Below are 23428 nucleotides of genomic sequence, written 5' to 3' on the forward strand. Positions count from 1 at the left end.
GGTGCTGGGCGGTGAGCATGTTTCACAATGCTATGATAACCCTATCCGCAGCCGCGTTGCTGCACAGCGAAACACTTTGTTCCCCAACCTTGTTGACCTTGCAATGAGCACTCCTATCCCGACCGCAGACCAGCTGACCCACTTCGACGCCACCGGCCAGGCCCACATGGTCGACGTCGGCGCCAAGCAGGACACCCACCGCATCGCCGTCGCGGCCGGCACCATCCGCATGAAGCCGGAAACGCTGGCGCTGATCCAGTCGGGCACGGCGAAAAAGGGGGACGTAATCGGGATTGCCAGGATCGCGGCGATCATGGCGTCCAAACGCACCAGTGACTTGGTGCCGCTGTGCCACCCGCTGCCGATCACGCGCGTGGCGGTGGATTTCGAGGTGGATGAGAAGGCCAGCAGCGTGCATTGCCGGGCGCAGGTCGAGACGATCGGCAAGACCGGGGTGGAGATGGAAGCGCTGACCGCGGTGCAGGTGGGGCTGCTGACGATCTACGACATGTGCAAGGCGGTGGATCGCGGGATGGTGATGACCAATGTGCGAGTGCTGGAGAAGCATGGCGGCAAGAGTGGAGATTGGACGGCATCCCTGGAGGCCTGACTTGAATCCAGGATTTCCCATCAATATTCACGTTGTTAATAAGGCAAAGCCCAGATCGTCGTAAGCTGATATGATGCCGCCTCCCATGTCGTCGACAGCGCGCCAGGCCCGGCACCACATCACATGACCACTGATCCCGCCCGCGAACTCAAGCCCCAGGAATTCGAGTTCGAGACCATGAACCTGCAGGTCGGCGTTCGCCTGCAGGTGATGACCCATCGTCACCTGAAACCCGTCCAGTACTTTTCGACCCTGATCGGCTACGTCAAGGACGAGTACCTGATCATCAAGATTCCAACCGAGAATGGCGCACCGATCGCGATGACGGAAGGCGAGCCGCTGACGATCCGGGTGTTCTCGGGGGTGAACGTGTGCTCGTTCGCGTGTTCGGTCGAGCGCGTGTTCGCGCGGCCGCTGAACTATGTGCACCTGTCGTTTCCGACCGCGATCCAGGGCACCAGCCTGCGCGGCGCGATGCGGGTCAAGGCCGAGATTGCAGCCCACGCGACGCGGGAAGGCAGCGGCGCCGCGCCGCTCGCCTGCACGCTGACCAACGTCTCGGTCACCGGGGCGCGGATCGAATCCGGCTATCCGCTGCCGGGCGACAGCGACAGCGTCAAACTGGCGTTCACGCTCGTGATACCGCCGACGAACGAGGAAAGGCCGGTCGAAACCGTAGCCGCCATCCGCAACATGACGGTCGCGCGTCCGGCGCCCGACAAGCCGGACGTGTATAGCTACGGGGTCCAGTTCGTTGACCTGGATCCCGTGCACTACACGCTGCTGCAGAACATGACCTACGAGGCGCTGCTGGCCGATCGGCTCAAGATCGTCTAGTCACCTGCCCTTGCGGCAGCGCGGTCGGCAACGCGACCGTGTCTGTACAATCTGTCCTGACAACCCAAGCGTGAGGACATGATGATCGCCCGGATGACGCTGCTCGTTTCGCTCGTACTCGCGGCAGGGGCAACATTGGCCCAGAAGCCGCAGTTTGCTCCGCGCGAGAAGCTTCGCGTCCACAGCACCTTCGGATTTTCCCTGCTTCCGCCTCCAGGCCAGGACTGGACCGAAAAATTCGATGATTCGGCCATCGACTATACAAAGAAGACCGATCCGCGCCAGGTCTCCTTCTATACACAAGCGCTCCTGGCGAATTGCACACTGCCGCTTCCCGGCAAGGACGGCTTGCTTGCTTTTGTGCGCGGAAAGGACGAATGGGGTTCCGACGGTCGCTTCAAGCCTGTCTCTTCCAGCTTCCTGCCCGACCCCGGCCAGTCGACATGCGTACGCTACCGCATGTCAGTGAATGACTACGGCGCAAACAATCGGAGCGAGCATCCCTTCCTCGTCCTGCACGTCGTCGGACGTTTTTGCACCCACCCGCAGGACGCGCAAGCCGTGGTCGACATCGCCTATTCGGTCCGACACGTCCCTGGCTACGACGCCCGTGCCCTCGAGGCTGAAGGCGAAGCCTTCCTCGACAGCCTGGGGTTCGATCCACTCCCGGCCGGGCAGAGGAAGACTGCGGCTTTCGTCAAGCCCTGCGCGCATTACTGAACATACGCGCTGTAGCACCTCCGGCGCAGTAACGCCAGGCCTTTCCCTGTCGACGACGTCCCGCCTCCCTGTTGAGCACATGGTAAATTGCTGGCCTGCATGCGCGGCGCCCTGCCGCGCACCGTGATTGAGAACAAGGATGAGCATGAATTTTCGTTTGCCGAGTCTGGTCCGCCTGTTACCGGTAGCGGCGGCTACCCTCGCCGCCACCAGCGCCATGGCCGCGCCGCGCGGCTTTACCGTGGAAGACCTGGTCAACATGGAGCGGGTGGGCAGCCCGGCCGTGTCGCCCGACGCCAGCCGCGTGGTGTACACCGTGCGCAGCACGGACATGAGCAAGAATCGCGGCCACACCGAGCTGTGGATGGTCGACCTGCGCGCCGGCAAGCCGGCGCCGCAGCGCCTGACCGAACATGCGTCGAGCAGCACCGAACCGGAATGGTCGGCATCCGGCGACGCCGTGTACTTCCTGTCGACCCGCTCGGGCTCGTCCCAGGTATGGCGCCTGCCCCTTGGCGGCGGCAAGCCGGGGGAGCCGGTAAAAGTCACCGACCTGCCGCTCGACGTCGAGAGTTTCCGCGTGTCGCCGCTGGGTGACCGCGTAGCGATGAGCCTGTCGGTGTTCCGCGACTGCGCCGACCTTGCCTGCACCAGGCAGCGGGCCGAGGCAAAGGAAAAGGACAAGGCGACGGGCAAGCTGTACGACCGCCTGTTCGTGCGCCACTGGGATACCTGGAACGATGGCCGCAACAACGTGCTGTTCTCGGCCCCGCTCGACGCCGCCGGCAAAGTCAGCGGGCAGCCAGTGAGCCTGTCGGGCACGCTGGACGGCGACGTGCCCTCGAAGCCTTTCGGCGACCGCGAGGAATTCCGCTTCAGCCCGGACGGCAAGAGCATCGTGTTCGCGGCCCGCATCGCCGGCAAGACCGAAGCCTGGTCGACCAACTTCGACCTGTACACCGTGCCGGCCGCGGGCGGCGCCCCGCGCAACCTGACGCTTGAGAATCCGGCCTGGGACACCAAGGGCGTGTATTCGCCGGACGGCCGTACCCTCGCCTACCTGGCGATGGCGCGTCCGGGCTTCGAAGCGGACCGTTACCAGATCATGCTGCTGGACATTGCCACTGGCCAGAAGCGCAAGCTGGCCGCGGACTGGGACCGCTCGCCAGGCAGCCTGCAATGGCGCGCCGACGGCAAGGCCCTGATCGTCGATGCCGAGGACGTGGGCCAGCATCGCCTGTTCTCGATCGACGCCATCGATGGGAAAGTCACCGCGCTGACCGACAAGGGCGCGATCGGCGCCTTCGACGTGCGCGGTGATACCGTCGCCTATACCCAGGCCAACCTGGCATCGGGCGCGCAGCTGTACGCGATGAAGCTGGGCGGCCAGTCTGCGCAGCTCACCAAGCTGAATGCCGAGCGCCTGGCCGACGTGCGCTGGGGCGACTATGAACAGTTCAGCTTCAAGGGCGCCAACGGCGATACCGTCTACGGCCACGTGATGAAGCCCTGGAATGCCGAGCCGGGCAAGAAGTACCCGGTTGCCTTCCTGGTGCACGGCGGACCGCAGGGCAGCTTCGGCAACGGCTGGAGCTACCGCTGGAATCCACAGGTGTACGCGGGCGCCGGCTATGCCACCGTGTTCATCGACTTCCACGGTTCGACGGGATATGGCCAGAAGTTCACCGATTCAATCAGCGGCGACTGGGGCGGCAAGCCGCTCGAGGACTTGAAAAAGGGCCTGGACGCGGCGGTGAAGAAGTTTCCATGGCTGGACCGCGAACGCAGCTGCGCATTGGGCGCGTCCTACGGCGGCTACATGATGAACTGGATCGCGGGGAACTGGAACGATGGCTTCCGCTGCCTGGTGAACCATGACGGCGTGTTCGACTCGCGCGGCATGGCCTATTCGACCGAGGAGCAGTGGTTCACCGACTGGGAAAACGGCGGCGCCTACTTCGCCGTGCCGAACAACCACGAGCGTTTCAATCCGGTCCACCACGTGAATAAGTGGAAGACGCCGATGCTGGTGATCCAGGGCGACCTCGATTTCCGCATCCCGACGGCGCAGGCCCTGTCGACCTTCACGGCGCTGCAGCGCAAGGGCATCGACAGCCAGCTGCTGGTATTCCCGGACGAGAACCACTGGGTGCTCAAGCCGGCGAACTCGGTGCAGTGGCATCACACGGTGATGAACTGGCTGGATCGTTACCTGATGCAAAAATAAGTTCGAAAAAAAAGAAAGCCGCCCGAGGGCGGCTTTCTCGTTAGTACATCAAGAATTACGGGGTGGCGGGGGCAGCGTTGTTCTTGGTGATCAGGTCCGACGCAGTCGCGTTGTCGTCGATCGAGGTGCTGTTTGCCCATGCCAGGGTAGCACCGTCCACGGTCGGAGCCATGGTGATGGTTTCGCCATCAACGCCGGAAGCGATGCCGGTGCCCAGGGTGATGGTGATCGTGCCGCCTTCAACTTCTGCCGACGCAATTTCTTTGGTGGCGGTGAAGGCCGGGATACCTTGTTCACCAGTAGTGCAGCTGGTCACTGCGCCGCCGTTTTCTTGAGCGCAGACACCGACAGCGGTCTTGAGCGAAGCAACCGAACCCAGGGCCGCGCCGATCTTGGCCTTCACGGTGTAGTTCTGGTAAGCCGGGATTGCGACTGCTGCCAGGATACCGATGATCGCAACGACGATCATCAATTCGATCAGGGTGAAGCCGCCTTCAGCTTTTTTGGTTTGCATTTGTTTGAAGTTCATTTCTATCTCTCCAGGGTGGTGATTCAGGGGTTGTTGGGTTACTGCTTGTTGCCACGCTTTCTTATATGCAAGCGGTGTGCCAGCCCGAAAAATGCTGATTTTATTAGTACCGAGCTAACAAAACAGCGTGCCAGCTCAAGTTTTGGCTTGATGAGTGACAAAATTTGTCATCCAAGCTGGCCAAATTTTGTCACCTGGACAGTTTTCGTAACGCAATTTGGCATGTTCTGGAGAAATACTGCTGTGCCAACCCTGGCGGTACGGGCGAAAAAAAACGGGGAGCCTGCGCTCCCCGTCTTCGTCGACCTTACAGTCCGTGAATTACAGCATCGCTTTCAGCAGGCGAGCCATTTCCGACGGGTTCTTGGTGACCTTGATACCGCAGGCTTCCATGATTTCCAGCTTGGCTTGCGCGGTATCGGCGCCGCCCGAGATCAGCGCGCCGGCGTGGCCCATGCGCTTGCCCGGAGGCGCGGTGACGCCAGCGATGAAGCCGACGACCGGCTTCTTCATGTTGTCCTTGATCCACTGAGCAGCGTTCGCCTCGTCCGGGCCGCCGATCTCGCCGATCATGATGACTGCGTCGGTGTCAGGATCGTCGTTGAACATGCGCATCACGTCGATGTGCTTCAGACCGTTGATCGGGTCGCCGCCGATACCGACTGCCGACGACTGGCCCAGGCCCAGGGCGGTCAGCTGGCCGACTGCTTCATAGGTCAGGGTGCCCGAACGCGACACGACGCCGATACGGCCCTTGCGGTGGATGTGACCCGGCATGATGCCGATCTTGATCTCGTCCGGGGTGATCAGGCCTGGGCAGTTCGGGCCCAGCAGCAGGGTCTTCGAACCGGCCTTCGCCATGCGGTCCTTGACTTCCATCATGTCACGGACAGGGATGCCTTCGGTGATGCAGATTGCCAGGTCGAGCTCGGCTTCGACGGCTTCCCAGATCGCAGCGGCAGCGCCTGCCGGCGGAACGTAGATCACCGACACGGTTGCGCCGGTTTCCGATGCGGCTTCCTTGACGGTTGCGTAGATCGGGATGCCTTCGAAGTCTTCGCCAGCTTTCTTCGGGTTCACGCCTGCCACGAAGGCTTCACGGCCGTTCGCGTAGTCGCGGCACATGCGGGTGTGGAACTGGCCGGTCTTGCCGGTGATACCTTGGGTGATGACTTTGGTGTCTTTGTTAATCAGAATCGACATTTTGTATTCCTTCGCGAATTAGGCTTGGCCAGCGGCAGCGGCAACGACCTGCTTCGCTGCGTCTTCCATGGTGTCTGCGGAGATGATCGGCAGGCCGGAGTCAGCCAGCATCTTCTTGCCCAGGTCTTCGTTGGTGCCCTTCATGCGGACGACCAGCGGCACTTGCAGCGACACAGCCTTCGATGCGGTGATCACGCCTTCGGCGATCACGTCGCAGCGCATGATGCCGCCGAAGATGTTGACCAGGATGGCCTTCAGGCCCGGGTTCTTCAGCATGATCTTGAATGCTTCGGTCACTTTCTCTGCAGTCGCGCCACCGCCGACGTCGAGGAAGTTGGCCGGCTCGCCGCCGAACAGCTTGATGGTGTCCATGGTCGCCATGGCCAGGCCGGCGCCGTTCACCAGGCAGCCGATGTTGCCGTCGAGCGAGATGTAAGCCAGGTCGAACTTCGATGCTTCGACTTCAGCCGGATCCTCTTCGTCCAGGTCGCGGTAGGCGACGATTTCCGGATGACGGAACAGGGCGTTCGAGTCGAAGTTGAACTTGGCGTCCAGGGCGATGACCTTGCCCGAGCCGGTCAGGATCAGCGGGTTGATTTCGGCCAGCGAGGCATCGGTTTCCCAGTAGGCTTTGTACAGGCCTTGCAGGTTGGTGCGGGCGTCGACCACCGACGCTTCCGGCACGCCGATCTTGCGGGCGATGTCGTCTGCCTGCTCATTGGTCAGGCCGATCGACGGTTCGATCACGACGTTGTGGATCTTTTCCGGGTTGCTGTGCGCGACTTCTTCGATGTCCATGCCGCCTTCCGACGAGGCCATCAGGACGACCTTCTGGGTGACGCGGTCGGTCACCAGGGAAACGTACAGTTCCTTCTTGATGTCAGCGCCTTCTTCGATCAGCAGGCGGCGGACTTTCTGGCCTTCCGGGCTGGTCTGGTGCGTGATCAGCTGCATGCCCATGATCTGGTCGGCGTATTCCTTGACCTGTTCCAGCGACTTGGCAACCTTGACGCCGCCGCCCTTGCCGCGGCCGCCTGCGTGGATCTGCGCCTTGACGACCCAGACCGGGCCGCCCAGCTCTTCAGCAGCCTTGACCGCCTCGTCCACCGTCATGCACGGAATGCCGCGCGGAACGGTCACTCCGAACTTTCGGAGGATCTCTTTGCCTTGATACTCATGGATCTTCATGCTGGCTTCCCTTCTTCTATTACTGAATTAGAAATACGGTTGAGTTACAAAAAATGACAAACATCGAATCCTAACCCGACACGGCTTTGATGGACCAGCGGGGATAGTAGGTGGCCACGGCCGGTCCGTCGCTGCGCAGCGCATGGCAACGGTCGAGCTCGAAGGGCCGTTCGGCCGAGTTGTCTTCGGCGCCGCCGCGCGTATCGAACACGTCGTCGGCGTAGGCCTGCAGCGCTGCCGTGGGCAGCACCTGGGCCAATTCGGTCAGGTGGGTGCAGCCGAGCACGCCCGAGAGGCGATCTTTCAGGTGCAGCCGGAAGTGGGTCATCAGCGACAGACCGACCAGCTTTTTGTAAGCAGGGCCAATCGTCTCGCAGAAACCGGGATACGGAACGGCATCGGACGCGGCTTCGGCGTCCACGATGGTCAGATTGCGGTCGATGGTGACACGCAGTTTAAGGTCGTGCACCGGCATACCGCCCGGGCGGGTGCCCGAGCCGAGCTCGATGTCACGGGTTTTGACGTCGCGGATACTGGCGTCCAGATCCCACAGGCCATCGTCGCGCGCATAGGCTTCGACGGTGATGGCGCGCGTATGCCGGAGCGAGCGCGATACGGGAGGAGACAGGGGCATAAAAACCAATGCCGCTTGCGCGGCGGTTAGTGGTGCAGCCAGTGTGCGTCATGCACGTTGACGTAGCTTCTACGACAACAACCGCTCATGCGGCGCTGCTTAAACCGTGAAAGTTTAGCACAGGGCGTTGTCGGTTGCACTGCAACAGAGATGTTTTTGCCATCTGGAAACTACATTCCACGGATTTCTTGTTGAGTGGCCAATGTTGCATGTGGTTGGACATGTCGGCGTAGCTGTTGGACCAATTGATGAGCTTGCGCCATCGTTTACCGCGTGGGCGGCGGGAGCGTCGTGCCTGTTCGGCGTTTACGGTGGAGCCGCCCACCCTACGAGGCAGCGGTAAACGCACAGCGCCAGCGTGCAGCGCCATCGTCCGTTGAGGAATATGCCGGGGCATATCGGAGATGACGCTCCACGCTGGCGCCGGAGCAAGGCTTCTCTACTATATAGAGAGCACGGAAATTGAAGGGTGATACAGCAGGCCTGCGGCCAAGCCTGGCATATCGTCGGAGCAGCCTGGGGCCAGGCCGGCTCGTCTCGGCAGCAGGCGCCAGTGGATCTTCTACAGCGCCTGCTTACAGCTCGTCGTCGTCGGGAGCGCCCTGCATCGCGGTCCGCGCAGCGCGTTGGGAGAACCCACGCTGCAGCAGGAAGCGCATCTGCTTGGCACGCTCGGCCGCATCGACGGCGACGGTACCGAACTTGCGCTGCCAGACTTCCCTGGCACGCGCTGTTTCGCTGTCGGCAAGCGAGGACCTGATTTCTTCCAACGCTTCGCCCTTGAGGCCGTGGCTTTGCAGCTCGGCCATCACGCGGCTGTTGCCGAAACGGCCCGCCTTCCTGTTGACCAGGGATTCGGCGAACCTTTCCTGCGACAGCCAGTTGTTCTTCTCGAGGAAATCCAGGAGGGCTTCCACGTCATCGCCCTCCTCGGCATAACGGGCCAGCTTGCGGCCCAGCTCGAGCCGGCTGTGTTCGCGCATCGACAGGTATCGAAGCGCGCGTCCTTTCAGGCTGAGCTGGGGTGCCGGCATGTGCTACAAGGGCCAGCGATTACTCGCCGACTGCCTTCAGCGCCTTGCCGCTGTCTTCGACAGCAGCCAGCACCGGCGGCAGTTCGCGCACGCCCAGGGCGGCACGGACCTTGTTCTCGATTTCGCGTGCCAGTGCCGGACGCTCTTTCAGGAACAGGCGGGCGTTGTCCTTGCCCTGGCCGATGCGTTCGCCGTTATAGCTGTACCACGAACCCGACTTCTCGACGATCTTGTTGTCGGCGCCCAGATCCAGGATTTCGCCTTCGCGCGAGGTGCCTTCTCCGTACAGGATGTCGAAGTGGGCTTCCTTGAACGGCGGCGCGATCTTGTTCTTGACGACCTTGACCTTGGTTTCGTTACCGATCACTTCGTCGCCCGACTTGATCGAGCCGGTACGGCGGATGTCCATGCGCACGGAGGCGTAGAACTTCAGCGCGTTACCGCCGGTGGTGGTTTCCGGGCTGCCGAACATGACACCGATCTTCATACGGATCTGGTTGATGAAGATGACCAGCGTGTTGGTGCGGTTGATCGAGCCAGTCAGCTTGCGCAGCGCCTGCGACATCAGTCGCGCCTGCAGGCCCGGGAGCGAGTCGCCCATGTCGCCTTCGATTTCAGCGCGCGGGGTCAGTGCCGCCACCGAGTCGATGACCACCAGGTCGACCGAGCCCGAACGCACCAGTGCGTCGGTGATTTCGAGGGCCTGTTCGCCGGTGTCCGGCTGCGAGATCAGCAGGTCGCCCAGGTTGATGCCCAGCTTCTGCGCATAGGTCACGTCGAGCGCGTGCTCGGCGTCGATGAAGGCGCAGGTGCCGCCCAGCTTCTGCATCTGGGCGATGGTCTGCAGCGTCAGGGTGGTTTTACCCGACGATTCCGGACCGTAGATCTCGACGATACGGCCGCGCGGCAGGCCACCGACGCCCAGCGCGATGTCCAGGCCCAGCGAGCCGGTGGAAACAGTCTGCACTTCCTCGACCGGTGCGCTGGTGTCCATGCGCATGACCGAGCCCTTGCCGAACTGCTTTTCGATTTGCGCCAGGGCGGCTGCGAGCGCCTTGCCCTTTTCAGCGGCGTTTACTGCGGTTTTTTTGTCGTCCATGGTGTACTTTCAGCTGTGGAGTAGGCAAGGTAGGGTCGCTACCGCGCAAATCAAGGTCTTCGCTATAAAAATACTGTATGTAAATCCAGTGGTTTAATCAGCGAAATCAAGACACTACTGTATATAACTCCAGTAGTTTATGCAAGCGAAAAAAGTCGCGGTGTTGTTATCTGCAAGACTCGCATTGTTGCGATAAATCAAACACAATAGGGGCTGTTTGAGGTCTAACGAAACACCAAAGGTGGTCCCATGCGAATTCTGCTCGCCGAAGATGATAGCGTACTTGCCGACGGGCTAACACGTTCCCTGCGCCAGTCCGGCTACGCCATCGATTGTGTCAAGAACGGCCAGGATGCCGATACGGCCCTGTCCACCCAGGAGTTCGATCTCCTGATCCTCGACCTCGGCCTGCCCAAGCTGTCCGGGCTGGAAGTGCTGCGCCGCCTGCGCGCCCGCTCTTCGCTGCTGCCGGTACTGATCCTCACCGCCGCCGATTCGGTCGAGCAGCGCGTCGAAGGCCTCGATCTCGGCGCCGACGACTACATGGCCAAGCCCTTTGCCCTGTCCGAGCTGGAGGCGCGGGTGCGCGCCCTCACCCGGCGCGGCGCCGGCGGCGGCCCGGCCGTGGTGCGCCACGGCCCGTTGGTATACGACCAGGTCGGCCGCAGCGCCTACATCAACGACCAGATGCTCGACCTGTCGGCGCGCGAGCTGGGCCTGCTGGAAGTGCTGCTGGCGCGCACCGGGCGCCTGGTGTCCAAGGAACAGCTGGTCGACCACCTGTGCGAATGGGGCGAGGAAGTCTCGAACAACGCCATCGAGGTCTACGTGCACCGGCTGCGCAAGAAGATCGAGGTCGGCGGCGTGCGCATCGCCACCGTGCGTGGCCTTGGCTACTGCCTCGAGAAATACTCCGACGCCCCGCGCACGCCGGCTCCAGAACCCAAGTGAACGAGCGCGACGCCGGCCTCACGGACCCGCCCTCCTCCGGGGCGGGACAGGACACGCCCGCGCCCTTCCAGCCGCTACAGCCGGCGCCCTACGTGCCGCCCAATCCGGAACCCGACGAGAACATCCGGCACTCGCTGTTCGGCGAGATCCTCGACTGGATGCTGGCCCCGCTCCTGCTGCTGTGGCCGATGAGCATCGCGATTACCTACCTGGTGGCGAAGTCGATCGCCAACCAGCCCTTCGACGACGCGCTGGAAGACCGCGTCACCGTGCTGTCGCAGCAGATCCGCACGGTGGCCGGCCGGCCCACGGTGCAGCTGCCCGGTAGCGCGCGCGACGTGCTGCGCGCCGACGACGTCGACAGCGTCTATTTCCAGATCAGCGGCCCGGACGGCGCCCACCTCGACGGCGACCGCGACCTGCCGCGGCCACGCACTGGCAACAGCGGCATGAACGCCGACGAGCGCGCCCGCAATGGGTCGGTGGCCTTCCGCAACGACAGCATCCACGGTACGCCGGTGCGGGTTGCCTATTCCTGGGTCAGCCTCGATCCGCTGGGCGCGCGCGCCAACGGTCTACCGGCCGGCCTGGCCCTGGTACAGGTTGCGGAAACGCTCGACAAGCGCGCCCACCTGGCCAACGAGATCATCAAGGGCGTGATCCTGCCCCAGTTCATCATCCTGCCGGTGATCCTGGCCCTGGTCTGGTTCGCCCTGTCGCGCGGCCTGTCGCCGCTGGCCGAGCTGCAGGAACGCATCCGCGCCCGCCCCCAGGACGACCTGTCGCCGATCGACCCCCGCCAGGTGCCGGAAGAGATTTCGCCGCTGGTCGGCTCTTTCAACGACATGCTCGAGCGCCTGGCCCAGACGGTGGAGATGCAGAAGCGCTTCATCGCCGACGCCGCCCACCAGATGAAAACGCCGCTGGCCGGCATGCGCATGCAGTCCGAGCTGGCCCTGCGCCAGGTCGACCCTGACGAGATCCACCGCTCGCTGGAACAGCTGGCCAAGAGCTCGGAGTCGGCCACGCGCCTGGTCAACCAGCTGCTGGCGCTGGCGCGCGCCGAGAACCAGCCGCACACCGGCCTGGCCTTTGAGGAGCTCGACCTGGCCCAGCTGGCGCGCGCCACCGTGCAGGACTGGGTACAAGCCTCGTTCTCGCACCGGATCGACCTCGGCTTCGAACCTGCGGACGCGCCGCTGCTCATCGCCGGCAATGCGCTGATGCTGCGCGAACTGCTGTCGAACCTGATCGACAACGCGCTGCGCTACACCCCGCAGGGCGGCAGCGTGACGGTGCGCGTGCGGCGCGACGGCGAGCACGCCCTGCTCGAGGTCGAGGACACCGGCCCCGGCATCGCGCCCAGCGAGCGGGCCCACGTGTTCGAGCGCTTCTACCGCATCCTCGGCAGCAACGTGCAGGGCAGCGGCCTGGGGCTGGCGATCGTGCGCGAGATCGCGCAGCAGCACGGCGCCGAGATCGACATCTTCAACAACCCGCGCAGCCACTCGAACAAATATCCGGGCAGCCTGTTCCGCCTGACCTTCCCGCCACCTCTTCGCGAGCCCGACGATGCCGAATGAATCCTTGCCTCCCCGGGCCGGCGCCGAGGCCGCCCGTGCGGCCCACTGGCGCGCCACGCGCCGCCTGACCGCCGTGCTGATGGTGCTGTGGCTGTGCACCGGCTTCGGCACCGTGTACTTCGCGCGCGAGCTGTCGCACTTCTCCCTGTTCGGCTGGCCGCTCTCCTTTTACATGGCGGCCCAGGGTGCCTCGCTGGTGTCGCTCGCCATCATCGCCGTCTACGCGTGGCGCATGCACCGCCTCGACCGCCGCTACCAGGCCGGCGCCAGGGAGGACGCATGAGTGCGGCCAAGCGGTCTTATTTCCGCAAGCTGTCGCGCTACTACCTGTGGTACACCGGCTGCTTCGCCCTGTTCCTGGGGTCGCTCGCCCTGCTCGAACAGGAAGGCATGCCGCGCCTGTGGATCGGCTACATCTTCATGTTCGCGACCATCGCGCTGTACGCCACCATCGGCGTGGTGGCGCGCACCTCGAACGTCACCGAGTACTACGTGGCCGGGCGGCGCGTGCCGGCCCTGTTCAACGGCATGGCCACCGCCGCCGACTGGATCTCGGCGGCCAGCTTCATCAGCCTGGCGGGCGGCCTGTACCTCTACGGTTTCGACGGGCTGGCCTACATCATGGGCTGGACCGGCGGCTTCGTCCTGGTGGCCTTGCTCATTGCGCCCTACCTGCGCAAGTTCGGGCAATACACCATCCCCGACTTCCTGGCGGCGCGCTACGGCGGCGGCGCGGGCGGACGCGGCGGACCGGTGCGCGCGCTGGCGGTGGCCGCCACCATCCTGGTCTCCTTTACCTACGTGGTGGCGCAGATCTACGCGGTCGGCCTGATCGCCTCGCGCTTTACGGGGGTGGACTTCTCGGTCGGCATCTTCCTCGGCCTGGCCTCGATCCTGGTGTGTTCCTTCCTGGGCGGCATGCGCGGCATCACCTGGACCCAGGTGGCGCAGTACATCATCCTGCTGGTCGCGTTTCTGATTCCGACCATCTGGCTGGCGGCCAAGCATGCCGACAACCCGGTGCCGCAGGTGGCCTATGGCTCGCTCCTGCCCAAGCTGGCCGCGCGCGAGCAACAGCTCGAGAACGACCCGAGAGAAGAACAGGTGCGGGCCGAGTTCCGCCGCCGCGCCGGCGAATACGCGGTGCGCCTGGCGGCCCTGCCGGCTTCCTGGGAGGCGGGCAAGCTGGAAGCGCAGCGCCAGCTCGCCGCGGTGCGGGCCCGCAACGCCTCGCTGACCGAGGTGCGCCAGGCCGAGCGGGCGCTCGCCACCTATCCCGGCTCGCCCGACGAAGCGCGCGCGCTGTGGCAGGAAAAGCGCGACGCCAACCTGGCGCGCGCCCGTCCGCCGGTGCCGCACACGGTGCCCTTCCCCGGCGCCACCGAGGCGGATTCGGACAAGCGCCGCAACAATTTCCTGGCCGTGGTGTTCTGCCTGATGTTCGGCACCGCCGCCCTGCCCCACATCCTGATGCGCGCCTACACCACGCCCTCGGTCAACGAGACCCGGGTGTCGGTGTTCTGGACCCTGTTCTTCATCCTGCTGATCTACCTGACCATCCCGGCGCTGGCGGTGCTGGCCAAGTACGACATCTACACCGCGCTGGTGGGCAGCGATTTTTCCGCGCTGCCGACCTGGATCTCGTATTGGTCCAACGTCGACAAGGTCAATCCCCTGCTCAGCATCGCCGACATCAACGGCGACGGCGTGGTGCAGCTGGCCGAGATCGCGATCGACGCCGACGTGCTGGTGCTGGCCACCCCGGAAATCGCCGGCCTGCCCTACGTGATCTCGGGCCTGGTGGCGGCCGGCGGCCTGGCGGCGGCGCTGTCCACCGCCGACGGCCTGCTGCTGGCGATCTCCAACGCGCTGTCGCACGACGTGTACTACAAGATGGTCGACCCGGGCGCCTCGACCCAGAAGCGGGTGACGATCTCCAAGCTGCTGCTGCTCGCGGTGGCCTTCATCGCGGCCTACGCCGCCTCGCAGAAGCCGGCCGACATCCTCTCCCTGGTGGGCGCGGCCTTCTCGCTTGCCGGCTCCACGCTGTTCCCGGTGCTGGTGCTGGGCGTGTTCTGGAAGCGCGCTAACCATACCGGGGCCATTGCCGGCATGGTCAGCGGCTTCCTGGTCTGCCTGTGGTACATGCTGCGCGCCAGCCCCACCCTGGGCGGCAGCCTGGACCAGTCCTGGCTCGGTATCCAGCCGCTCGCCGCCGGCGTGTTCGGGGTCCCGGCGGGGCTGCTGGCCACCGTGCTGGGCAGCCTGGCAAGCGCCCCGCCGAGCCGCGCGAGCCTGGGCATGGCCGACTACATCCGCGCGCCGGAAGAAGAGACGCCGAACCGTTCCTGATGCGGGAAAGCCGCAGCGGCCCATGCGGGCTGCATGACATCTGCATGGAGGGTGTCCACGCGCCGTCCGGGCTGCTATTGTTGAACGGCTGCGGCTCTCCGCCGCGGACAGAACAACCACGATCCAGAGACAGATGAACACCGTCCTTTCCCGCGCCCTGGGCGGCGCCGCGCTTGTCGCCGCCCTCGCATGCACCCTGCCGGCCCAGGCCCAGGCGCCTGGTGCGGCTCCAGCTTCTGCGCCACCCATTGCCAGCTTCTTTGCGAATGCCAGCTTCGGCGAAGCCAAGCTGTCGCCCGACGCCCGCTACCTGGCGGTTCGCTCGGGTGCGCCCGGCAAGCGTGACTTCCTGGTGGTCGTCACCCTGCAGGACAACAGCGCCAAGGTGGTCGCCTCCTACGACGACGCCGACATCGGCGAGTTCCGCTGGATCAGCAACGAGCGCCTGGTCTTCAACACCCGCGAAAAGGGCGTCGCCGCCGGCGACTCGCGCTATGCCCCGGGGCTGTACGCGATCAACCGCGACGGCAGCCGCTTCGTCGAACTGGTCGACCGCACCGGCCGGGGCGCGGGCACGGTACATGGACGCAAAGTGCTGCCGGCCGACACCTACCTGCTCGAGCAGACCAGCGCGCAGGATTCGGAATACATCTACGTGGCCAGCGCCAACGTCGGCATGACGGGCGAACTGCGCAGCTTCGACCTGCTGCGCCTGAACACCCTGACCGGCTTCACGCAGACGGTGCCGCGCCCCGGCAGGGTGCGCAGCTGGATGCTCGACCACAAGGGCGAGCCGCGCCTGGCGACCGCCATCGACGACGACAGCGTCACCCTGCATTACCGCGAACCGGCGACCGGCGACTGGCGTGTGCTGGCGAGCTACAAGTCCTATGGCGGCGACGACAAGGCCCTGGTGCCGATCGGCTTTGCCCCGGACGGCAAGCTGTTTGCGCTGGCGCGCAGCGGCGGCCGCGACACCACCGCGGTCCACGTCTACGATCCTGCCAGCGGCAGGTTCGACCCGCAGCCGGTACTGGTCACCGCAGGATACGACTTCCGTGGTGGACTGGTACGCAACCGCGACAAGGTGCTGGGGGTGCTGTTCGAGACCGACGCGCTGTCGAACGAATGGTTCGACCCGAGCATGAAATCGGTGCAGGCAGCGGTCGACAAGATGCTGCCGGCGACCATCAACCTGCTTTCGGTACCGGCGCAGGGCGATTCGCCCTGGGTGCTGGTGCGTTCCTATTCCGATGCGCACCCGGGTAGCTGGTCACTGTACAACAGCCGAACGCAGCTGCTCACCAGAATCGCCGACGTACGCCCGGCGATCCAGCCGGCGCAGATGGGGCGCCAGCAGTTTGTGCGCTACAAGGCGCGCGACGGCCTCGAGATTCCGGCCCTCCTGACCCTGCCTCCCGGCAGCAAGAAGAACCTGCCGATGGTGGTGCTGGTCCATGGCGGCCCCTTCGTGCGCGGTAACAGCTGGGGCTGGAACCCGGAAACGCAGTTCCTGGCATCGCGCGGCTATGCCGTGCTGGAGCCGGAATTCCGCGGCAGCACCGGCTTCGGCACCAGGCACTTCACGGCCGGCTTCAAGCAGTGGGGCCTGGCGATGCAGGACGACCTCGCGGACGGGGTGCGCTGGGCGGTCGGCCAAGGCATCGCCAACGGTGCGCGCGTCTGCATCGCCGGCGCCAGCTACGGCGGCTACGCCGCTCTGATGGGACTGGTGAAGGACCCGGACCTGTACAAGTGCGCCATCAACTGGGTCGGCGTCACCGACATCAACCTGCTGTACGACGGCGGCTGGACCTTCAGCAACGACACCTCGGACGAGTACAAGGCCTACGGCATGCCGCGCATGGTCGGCGACCCGGTCAAGGACGCGGCCCAGCTTAAGGCCACGTCGCCGATCGAGCAGGCCGCCCGCATCACCCGGCCGGTGCTGCTGGCCTACGGCGGCGCCGACCGGCGAGTACCGGTCAACCACGGCACCAAGTTCCGCGATGCGCTGATGAAGACCAACAAGAACGTCGAATGGGTCGAGTATCCGGAAGAGGGCCACGGCTGGTCGCTGGAAAAGAACAACATCGACTTCTGGGGCCGGGTTGAACGCTTCCTTGACCGCCATATCGGCGCCGGCGGCGCAAAACAATAACTCCGCATCTTCCTGATTACCATGAAACGATTGACTTCCCTGGGCGCGCACGTCCTGCTCGCATGCGCCCTGAGCGGCGCGCTCGCCATCGGCGCGCACGCCACGGAGGCCGCTCCTGCGCTGCCGCCGGTCGAGCTGTTCTTCTCCAATCCGCTGCTGGCCAAGGCCGAGCTCTCGCCCAGCGGGCGCTACCTGGCCGCCCTGTCGGGCGCCCCGGGACGGCGCGACATGCTGATCGTGGTCGACTTGCAGGAAAACAAGGCCACCCCGGTCGCCAGCTACAACGACGTCGACGTCTTGCAGTTCCAGTGGGTGAACGACGGGCGCCTGCTGTTCAACGTCAGCGACAAGCAGATCGGCCCGGGCGGGAATTACCTGGCCAGCGGCCTGTATGCGGTGAACCGCGACGGCAGCGAGATGCGCCAGCTGGCCAGCCGGCGCGCGTCCGGCCCGCGCCTGCTGCCCTCGTACACCTACATGCTGGGCCAGCGCGGAGCCCAGAATTCGGACGAGGTGTATGTACTGAGCAGCGACCCCCGCCAGAACGAGAAGGTGTTCACGACCAATTTGCTGCGCCTGAACACGATGACGGGACAGTCCCAGGCCGTATCGCGTCCCGGCCAGGTCGACAGCTGGGTACTGGACAATGACGGCGAGCCGCGCCTGACGCTGCATGCCTCCGGCGGCACCACCACCATGCATTATCGCGAGCCGGCCAGCGGCAAGTGGCGCCAGCTCGCGCAATTCCCGACCTACGCCGGCAGCAAAGAGGGCTTCACGCCGGTCGGCTTCGGCGGCGATGGCAAACTGTACGTGCGCGCATATGCCGGTAAGGATGCGGCCGCCCTGCACACCATGGACCTGGCCACCGGCAAGGTCGATCCGCAAGGCGTGGTGGTGATGCCGGGTTACGATTTCGACGGCGGGCTGGTCAGCCGGCGCGGCAAGGTGCTGGGTGCGGTCATCGAAACCGATGCGCCGGGCAGCGTCTGGTTCGACAAGGAGATGGCGGCGATCCAGCAGGCGGTGGACAAGCTGCTGCCGAACGCCGCCAACCTGATCTCGGTGGCCGCGAATCCGGAGGCTCCCTGGGTGCTGGTGCACTCCCTGTCCGACGTGCGCCCGCTCGCCTACTACCTGTACAGCCCGGGCAGCGGCAAGCTGAACCCGGTCGGCAACAGCTACGAGGGCATCGATCCGGCCAGGATGGGCCGCCAGGATCCGGTGCGCTACAAGGCGCGCGACGGGCGCGAGATCCCGGCCCTGCTCACGGTTCCGCCGGGCGGCGGCAAGAACCTGCCGCTGGTGGTGCTGGTGCACGGCGGCCCCTACGTGCGCGGCAACCACTGGGGCTGGGCCCCGGATACCCAGTTCCTGGCTTCGCGCGGCTATGCCGTGCTGGAACCGGACTTCCGCGGCAGCCGCGGCTACGGCACGGCGCACTTCCAGGCCGGCTTCAAGCAGTGGGGCCTGGCCATGCAGAACGACATCGCCGACGGCGCCCGCTGGGCCATCGCCCAGGGCATCGCCGATCCGAAGCGCATCTGCATCGCCGGCGCCAGCTATGGCGGTTATGCGGCGTTGATGGGCCTGGCGAAGGACCCGGACCTGTACAAGTGCGGCATCAACTGGGTGGGCGTCACCGACATCAGCCTGCTGTTCAACGGTCACTGGAGTTTCGATTCCGATCTGAGCGAGGATTGGAAGAACCACGGCATGCCCCTGATGATCGGCGACCCGGTGAAGGATGCCGCGCAGTTCAGGGCGACCTCGCCGATCGAACAGGCCTCGAAGATCACCCAGCCGCTGCTGCTGGCCTACGGGGCGGTGGACCGCCGCGTGCCGCTCTACCACGGCAACCAGTTCAGGGAGGCCGTCCAGGCCCATAACAAACAGGTCGAATGGGTCGTGTACGAAGATGAGGGCCACGGCTGGACGCGGCCGCAGAACCGCTTCGATTTCTGGAAGCGCGTGGAGAGTTTCCTGGGACGGCATATCGGTGCCGGTGCGGCGCCCCACTGAGCCTATGCCGTGCGCATGAACCCGCACGGCAACGTACATACAAGCAGGCGACCGGCAAGGCTGCTACGCTCGGCAGGCCGGCAACAGACGGCCGGTTTGCCCAAAGGAGTACCATGCCCGCCCACCTAGCCTTCGTCGCACGCGCCGCCGGCGCCTTCCTGCTGACCCTTGTCCTTGCCTTCCCCGCTTTCGGCCAGGGCGCGGCGCCTCCCGTCGAAGCCTTCTTCGCCAACCCGCTGCTGGACGACGCCACGCTCTCGCCCAGCGGCCGCTATCTTGCCGCCATCTCGGGCGCGCCCGGCCGGCGCGACGTGCTGGTGGTGGTCGACCTGGTGGAAAACAAGGCGAAGGCGGTGGCCGCTTACTCGGAAGTCGACGTGCTCCAGTTCCAGTGGGTGAACGACGAGCGCCTGATCTACAACGTCAGCGACAAGCAGGTGGGGCCGGGCGGCTACCAGCTTGCCAGCGGCCTGTACGCCGTGAACCGCGACGGCGGCGGCATGCGCCAGCTGGCCAGTCGGCGCGGCGTGGAATTCGTCAGCGAAGGCGGTTCGCGCCTGGACCGCCGCATCCTGCCCTGGCACACCTTCATGCTGCCCCAGCGCGGTCCCCAGGACGCGAATACCGTCTACGTTACCAGCCCCGAGCTGGACGACTACAACGTGGTCCGCACCGTCAACTTGCTGCGGCTCGATACGGTGACCGGCCAGGTGCAGACCGTCCAGCGCCCGGGACCGGTCGACGAATGGCTGCTCGACAATGCCGGAGAACCGCGCCTCACCACGCGTTCCGAAGGCGGCAAGACCAGCATCCATTACCGCGACCCGGCGTCCTCGAAATGGCGCCTGCTGGCGCAGTTCTCCACCTGGCAGGGCAGCCCGGGCGCCTTCACGCCGGTCGGCTTCGGCGCCGACGGCACGCTCTACGTGCGCGCCTACGAAGGCGAGGACACGGCCTCGCTGCACACGCTCGATCTGGCGACCGGGAAGGTCAACCCGAAACCGCTGGTGGTCACGCCCGGCTACGACTTCGACGGCGCCCTGGTCGACCGGCGCGGCAAGGTGCTGGGAGCGAGCGTCGAAACCGACGCTCCGGCCATCGTCTGGTTCGACAAGGAGATGCAGGCGGTCCAGCAAGGCATCGACAAGCTGCTGCCGGGCACCGTCAACCTGATCTCGGTCGCCTCGCGCGCCGACGCACCCTGGGTGCTGGTGCGCTCGTTTTCCGACGTGCGCCCCGTATCCTACAACCTGTACCAGCCATCCACCGGCAAGCTGAACCCGGTCGGCAGCAGTCTGGATGGAATCGACCCGGCGAAAATGGGACGCCAGGACCCGGTGCGCTACAAGGCGCGCGACGGGCGCGAGATCCCTGCCCTGCTCACCCTGCCGCCAGGAGGGGCCGCCAAGAACCTGCCGCTGGTGGTGCTGGTCCACGGCGGCCCCTTCGTGCGCGGCAACCACTGGGGCTGGGATCCGCAGACCCAGTTCCTGGCCTCGCGCGGCTACGCCGTGCTGGAGCCCGACTTCCGTGGCAGCACTGGTTACGGCATGGGCCACTACCGCGCCGGCTGGAAGCAGTGGGGCCTGGCGATGCAGGACGATATCGCCGACGGCGCCCGCTGGGCCATCGCCCAGGGCACTGCCGACCCTAAACGCATCTGCATCGCCGGCGCCAGCTACGGCGGCTACGCGGCCCTGATGGGACTGGTGAAGGACCCGAACCTGTACAAGTGTGCGATCAACTGGGCCGGCGTTACCGACATCAACCTGCTGTACGACGGCCACTGGAGCTTCGACTCCGACCTGGGCGAAGAATGGAAACTGCACGGCATGCCGGTGCTGGTGGGCGACCAGGTCAAGGACGCGGCCCAGCTCAAGGCCACCTCGCCGATCCACCAGGCGGCCAGGATCACCCAGCCGCTGCTGCTGGCCTACGGGGCGGTGGACCGGCGTGTGCCGCTTTACCATGGCAACCAGTTTCGCGACGCGGTGAGCAGGCACAACAAGCAGGTCGAATGGGTCGTGTATCAGGACGAAGGACACGGCTGGACGCGGCCGCAGAACCGCTTCGATTTCTGGAAGCGCGTGGAGAGCTTCCTGGGACGGCATATCGGCAGCAGCGCGGCACGCTAGCCCAACGGGGCAGGGCTGATGCGCCGCGCATAAAATGCGCGACGCCGCGAACGTCCTGGTCAATACATATGCCGGAGCTGCTACGCTTGGGTCTTCGACTACCCTTGCCGCTAGGCCCCCCATGAGCCCTTTCTCCCTGTGCGCACGCGCACTGCTGGCCTTCGCCGCCCTTGCTTCGCTGTGCCTCGACGCGGCCGCTCAGGCGCCGCTCACGCCGATCGAGCGCTTCTTCTCGCCGCCGGCGCTCGATCGGGCGCGCCTGTCCCCGAAGGGACGCTACGTGGCCGCGATCTTCAGCACTCCCGGCCAGCGCGACATGTTGGCAGTGATCGATCTGCAGACCAACGCGGTCAGCCGGGCGGCATCCTATAAGGACGCCGACATCCTCGACTTCGCCTGGGTGAACGAAGAGCGGCTGCTGTTCAACGTCACCGACAAAAGCGTTGGTCCGGCCAGGCAGGATGCCGCCTACGGCCTGTACGCGGTCAACCGCGACGGCAGCGGGATGCGCCAGCTGGCCGAGCGCAGGGGTGAAGCGATGGGCATCGAATCGCACATCAAGAGCCGCACCCTGCCCTGGCACACCTTCATCATGTCGCAGCGGGGCGCCGAGGATTCCGAGTACGTCTACGTCGAGAGCGTGACCTGGGACCTCAAGGACAAGTTCAAGTCGGTCGAACTGCTGCGCCTGAACACGCTGACCGGCCAGGCCAGCAGCGTCCAGCGCCCCGGCAACGTCACCGCTTGGCTGCTGGACAACGCGGGCGCGCCGCGGGTGGCGCTTACCTACGAGAAGGACACCAGCACAGTGCATTATCTCGACCCGGCCACCTCGATCTGGCGGCCGATCGCCTCCTACCATCGCTACAAGGGAGGGCGTGACGCGATCGAGCCGGTCGGCTTTGGCCCGGATGGCACCCTGTACGTCAGCGCTACGGGAGGCAAGGACACCATGGCCCTGCATACCTTCGACCTCCGTACCGGCAAGATCAGCCCGGAACCGGTGATCGAGACCCCCGGCTACGACTTCGACGGCGTACTGGTGAGCCGGCGCGGCAAGCTGCTGGGCGCCCAATTGACCACCGACGCGCGCGCCAACGTCTGGTTCGATCCAGAGATGACGGCGCTGCAGAAGAAGATCGATGCGCAGGCCCCGGGGACGGTCAACCTGGTCTCGGTTGCCGCCAGCCCGGACGCGCCCTGGGTGCTGGTGACCTCCTATTCCGACACCCATCCGATCAGCTACAACGTCTACAACCTGCGCGACGGCAGCCTGAAACGCCTGATGGAACGCCGTCCGGGCATCGATCCGAAGCGCATGGCGCGCCAGGAGCCGGTGCGCTACAAGGCGCGCGACGGACGCGAGATCCCGGGCCTGCTGACGACACCGCCGGGAGGCGGCAAGAACCTGCCGCTAGTGGTGCTGGTACACGGCGGGCCTTATGTGCGCGGCAACCGCTGGGGCTGGGACCCGGACAACCAGTTCCTGGCCTCGCGCGGCTACGCGGTGCTGGAGCCGGAATTCCGCGGCAGCACCGGCTTCGGCCATACGCACTTCGCGGCCGGCCTCAAGCAGTGGGGACGGGCCATGCAGGACGACCTGGCCGACGGCGCACGTTGGGCCATCGCCCAGGGCATCGCCGACCCGAAAAGAATCTGCATCGCTGGGGCCAGCTATGGCGGCTACGCGGCCCTGATGGGCCTGGCGAAGGATCCCGAACTGTTCCGCTGCGGCGTAAGCTGGGCCGGCCTCACAGACCTCAACCTGCTTTACAACGGCCAGTGGGCATTCAGCGACCTGTCGGAAGACTACAAGGCCTACGGCATGCCGGACCTGATCGGCGACCCGGTCAAGGAGGCAGAACTGCTCAAGGCGAACTCCCCCATCACCCACGCGGCCCGGATCACGCAGCCGCTCCTGATGGCCTATGGCGCGGCCGACCGCCGCGTGCCGCTGCTCCACGGCCGCAGCTTCCGCGATGCGGTATCGGGCCACAACAAGCAACTCGAGTGGGTGGTGTACCAGGACGAGGAACACGGCTGGTCGCAGGCGGCCACAAAGATCGATTTCTGGGGCCGGGTCGAGAAGTTCCTGGCGAAGCAGCTGGGCGGGGCGGCCGCGCCATAGCCGGCGCCGAAACAG

At 65.3% G+C, this 23428-nt stretch carries 18 protein-coding genes; 12 read left to right on the plus strand and 6 right to left on the minus strand.

Features of this window, described 5'->3' with window-relative positions:
* Positions 1-103: 103 nt before the first annotated feature.
* From moaC to LK539_RS15555, 4 genes are all read left to right on the plus strand, one after another.
* Complete coding sequence (gene moaC / locus LK539_RS15540; protein ID WP_227801945.1) at positions 104-610, plus strand: cyclic pyranopterin monophosphate synthase MoaC; 507 nt, start codon at positions 104-106, stop codon at positions 608-610.
* A gap of 123 nt (positions 611-733) precedes the next feature.
* Entirely contained in the window at positions 734-1447 is a 714-nt protein-coding gene (locus LK539_RS15545; RefSeq protein WP_227801947.1) for a flagellar brake protein, read from the plus strand.
* A 78-nt stretch (positions 1448-1525) separates the two neighbouring features.
* The gene (locus LK539_RS15550) at positions 1526-2167 is read left to right on the plus strand and encodes a hypothetical protein (protein WP_227801948.1); all 642 of its coding nucleotides are present in this window, start codon (positions 1526-1528) and stop codon (positions 2165-2167) included.
* 145 nt (positions 2168-2312) lie between these two features.
* Entirely contained in the window at positions 2313-4394 is a 2082-nt protein-coding gene (locus LK539_RS15555; protein ID WP_227801950.1) for a S9 family peptidase, read from the plus strand.
* A 55-nt stretch (positions 4395-4449) separates the two neighbouring features.
* Here LK539_RS15555 and LK539_RS15560 read toward each other — a convergent pair whose 3' ends face one another.
* From LK539_RS15560 to recA, 6 genes are all read right to left on the minus strand, one after another.
* Positions 4450-4923, minus strand: a complete 474-nt coding sequence (locus LK539_RS15560) for a pilin (RefSeq protein ID WP_307729109.1) — start codon at positions 4921-4923, stop codon at positions 4450-4452.
* Positions 4924-5244: 321 nt separating this feature from the next.
* Positions 5245-6126, minus strand: coding sequence for a succinate--CoA ligase subunit alpha (sucD, locus tag LK539_RS15570; protein ID WP_227801952.1), 882 nt, complete (start codon positions 6124-6126; stop codon positions 5245-5247).
* An 18-nt stretch (positions 6127-6144) separates the two neighbouring features.
* Positions 6145-7314 carry an ADP-forming succinate--CoA ligase subunit beta gene (gene sucC / locus LK539_RS15575; RefSeq protein WP_227801953.1) on the minus strand — a complete coding sequence of 390 codons (1170 nt, stop codon included), beginning with the start codon at positions 7312-7314 and terminating at the stop codon, positions 6145-6147.
* A 70-nt stretch (positions 7315-7384) separates the two neighbouring features.
* Positions 7385-7948, minus strand: a complete 564-nt coding sequence (locus LK539_RS15580) for a DUF2889 domain-containing protein (RefSeq protein ID WP_227801955.1) — start codon at positions 7946-7948, stop codon at positions 7385-7387.
* A 575-nt stretch (positions 7949-8523) separates the two neighbouring features.
* Positions 8524-8982, minus strand: a complete 459-nt coding sequence (gene recX, locus LK539_RS15585; RefSeq protein WP_227801956.1) for a recombination regulator RecX — start codon at positions 8980-8982, stop codon at positions 8524-8526.
* Between the two features lie 19 nt (positions 8983-9001).
* Positions 9002-10081: a recombinase RecA gene (gene recA, locus LK539_RS15590; protein ID WP_227801958.1), complete on the minus strand. Its 1080-nt coding sequence runs from the start codon at positions 10079-10081 to the stop codon at positions 9002-9004.
* 249 nt (positions 10082-10330) lie between these two features.
* Here recA and LK539_RS15595 point away from each other — a divergent pair, with 249 nt between their 5' ends.
* The 8 genes from LK539_RS15595 (at position 10331) to LK539_RS15630 (ending at position 23413) form a co-directional block, all read left to right on the plus strand.
* Entirely contained in the window at positions 10331-11032 is a 702-nt protein-coding gene (locus LK539_RS15595; protein ID WP_227801960.1) for a response regulator transcription factor, read from the plus strand.
* Positions 11029-12615 carry a sensor histidine kinase N-terminal domain-containing protein gene (locus tag LK539_RS15600; RefSeq protein ID WP_227801962.1) on the plus strand — a complete coding sequence of 529 codons (1587 nt, stop codon included), beginning with the start codon at positions 11029-11031 and terminating at the stop codon, positions 12613-12615. The genes LK539_RS15595 and LK539_RS15600 overlap by 4 nt, the downstream gene beginning before the upstream one ends.
* Positions 12605-12898, plus strand: a complete 294-nt coding sequence (locus LK539_RS15605; protein WP_227801963.1) for a DUF4212 domain-containing protein — start codon at positions 12605-12607, stop codon at positions 12896-12898. The genes LK539_RS15600 and LK539_RS15605 overlap by 11 nt, the downstream gene beginning before the upstream one ends.
* The gene (locus LK539_RS15610) at positions 12895-14967 is read left to right on the plus strand and encodes a sodium:solute symporter family protein (protein WP_227801965.1); all 2073 of its coding nucleotides are present in this window, start codon (positions 12895-12897) and stop codon (positions 14965-14967) included. The genes LK539_RS15605 and LK539_RS15610 overlap by 4 nt, the downstream gene beginning before the upstream one ends.
* A gap of 133 nt (positions 14968-15100) precedes the next feature.
* Positions 15101-17128, plus strand: coding sequence for a S9 family peptidase (locus tag LK539_RS15615; protein ID WP_227801967.1), 2028 nt, complete (start codon positions 15101-15103; stop codon positions 17126-17128).
* A gap of 21 nt (positions 17129-17149) precedes the next feature.
* Positions 17150-19150 (plus strand): alpha/beta fold hydrolase, encoded by a 2001-nt coding sequence (locus LK539_RS15620; protein WP_227801968.1) that lies wholly within the window; start codon positions 17150-17152, stop codon positions 19148-19150.
* A gap of 113 nt (positions 19151-19263) precedes the next feature.
* Complete coding sequence (locus LK539_RS15625) at positions 19264-21285, plus strand: S9 family peptidase (protein WP_227801969.1); 2022 nt, start codon at positions 19264-19266, stop codon at positions 21283-21285.
* Positions 21286-21406: 121 nt separating this feature from the next.
* Positions 21407-23413, plus strand: a complete 2007-nt coding sequence (locus LK539_RS15630; protein WP_227801971.1) for an alpha/beta fold hydrolase — start codon at positions 21407-21409, stop codon at positions 23411-23413.
* Positions 23414-23428 lie beyond the last annotated feature (15 nt).

It is taken from the genome of Massilia sp. IC2-476 (assembly GCF_020707295.1).
In the GTDB taxonomy this organism is placed as follows: Bacteria; Pseudomonadota; Gammaproteobacteria; order Burkholderiales; family Burkholderiaceae_D; genus Telluria.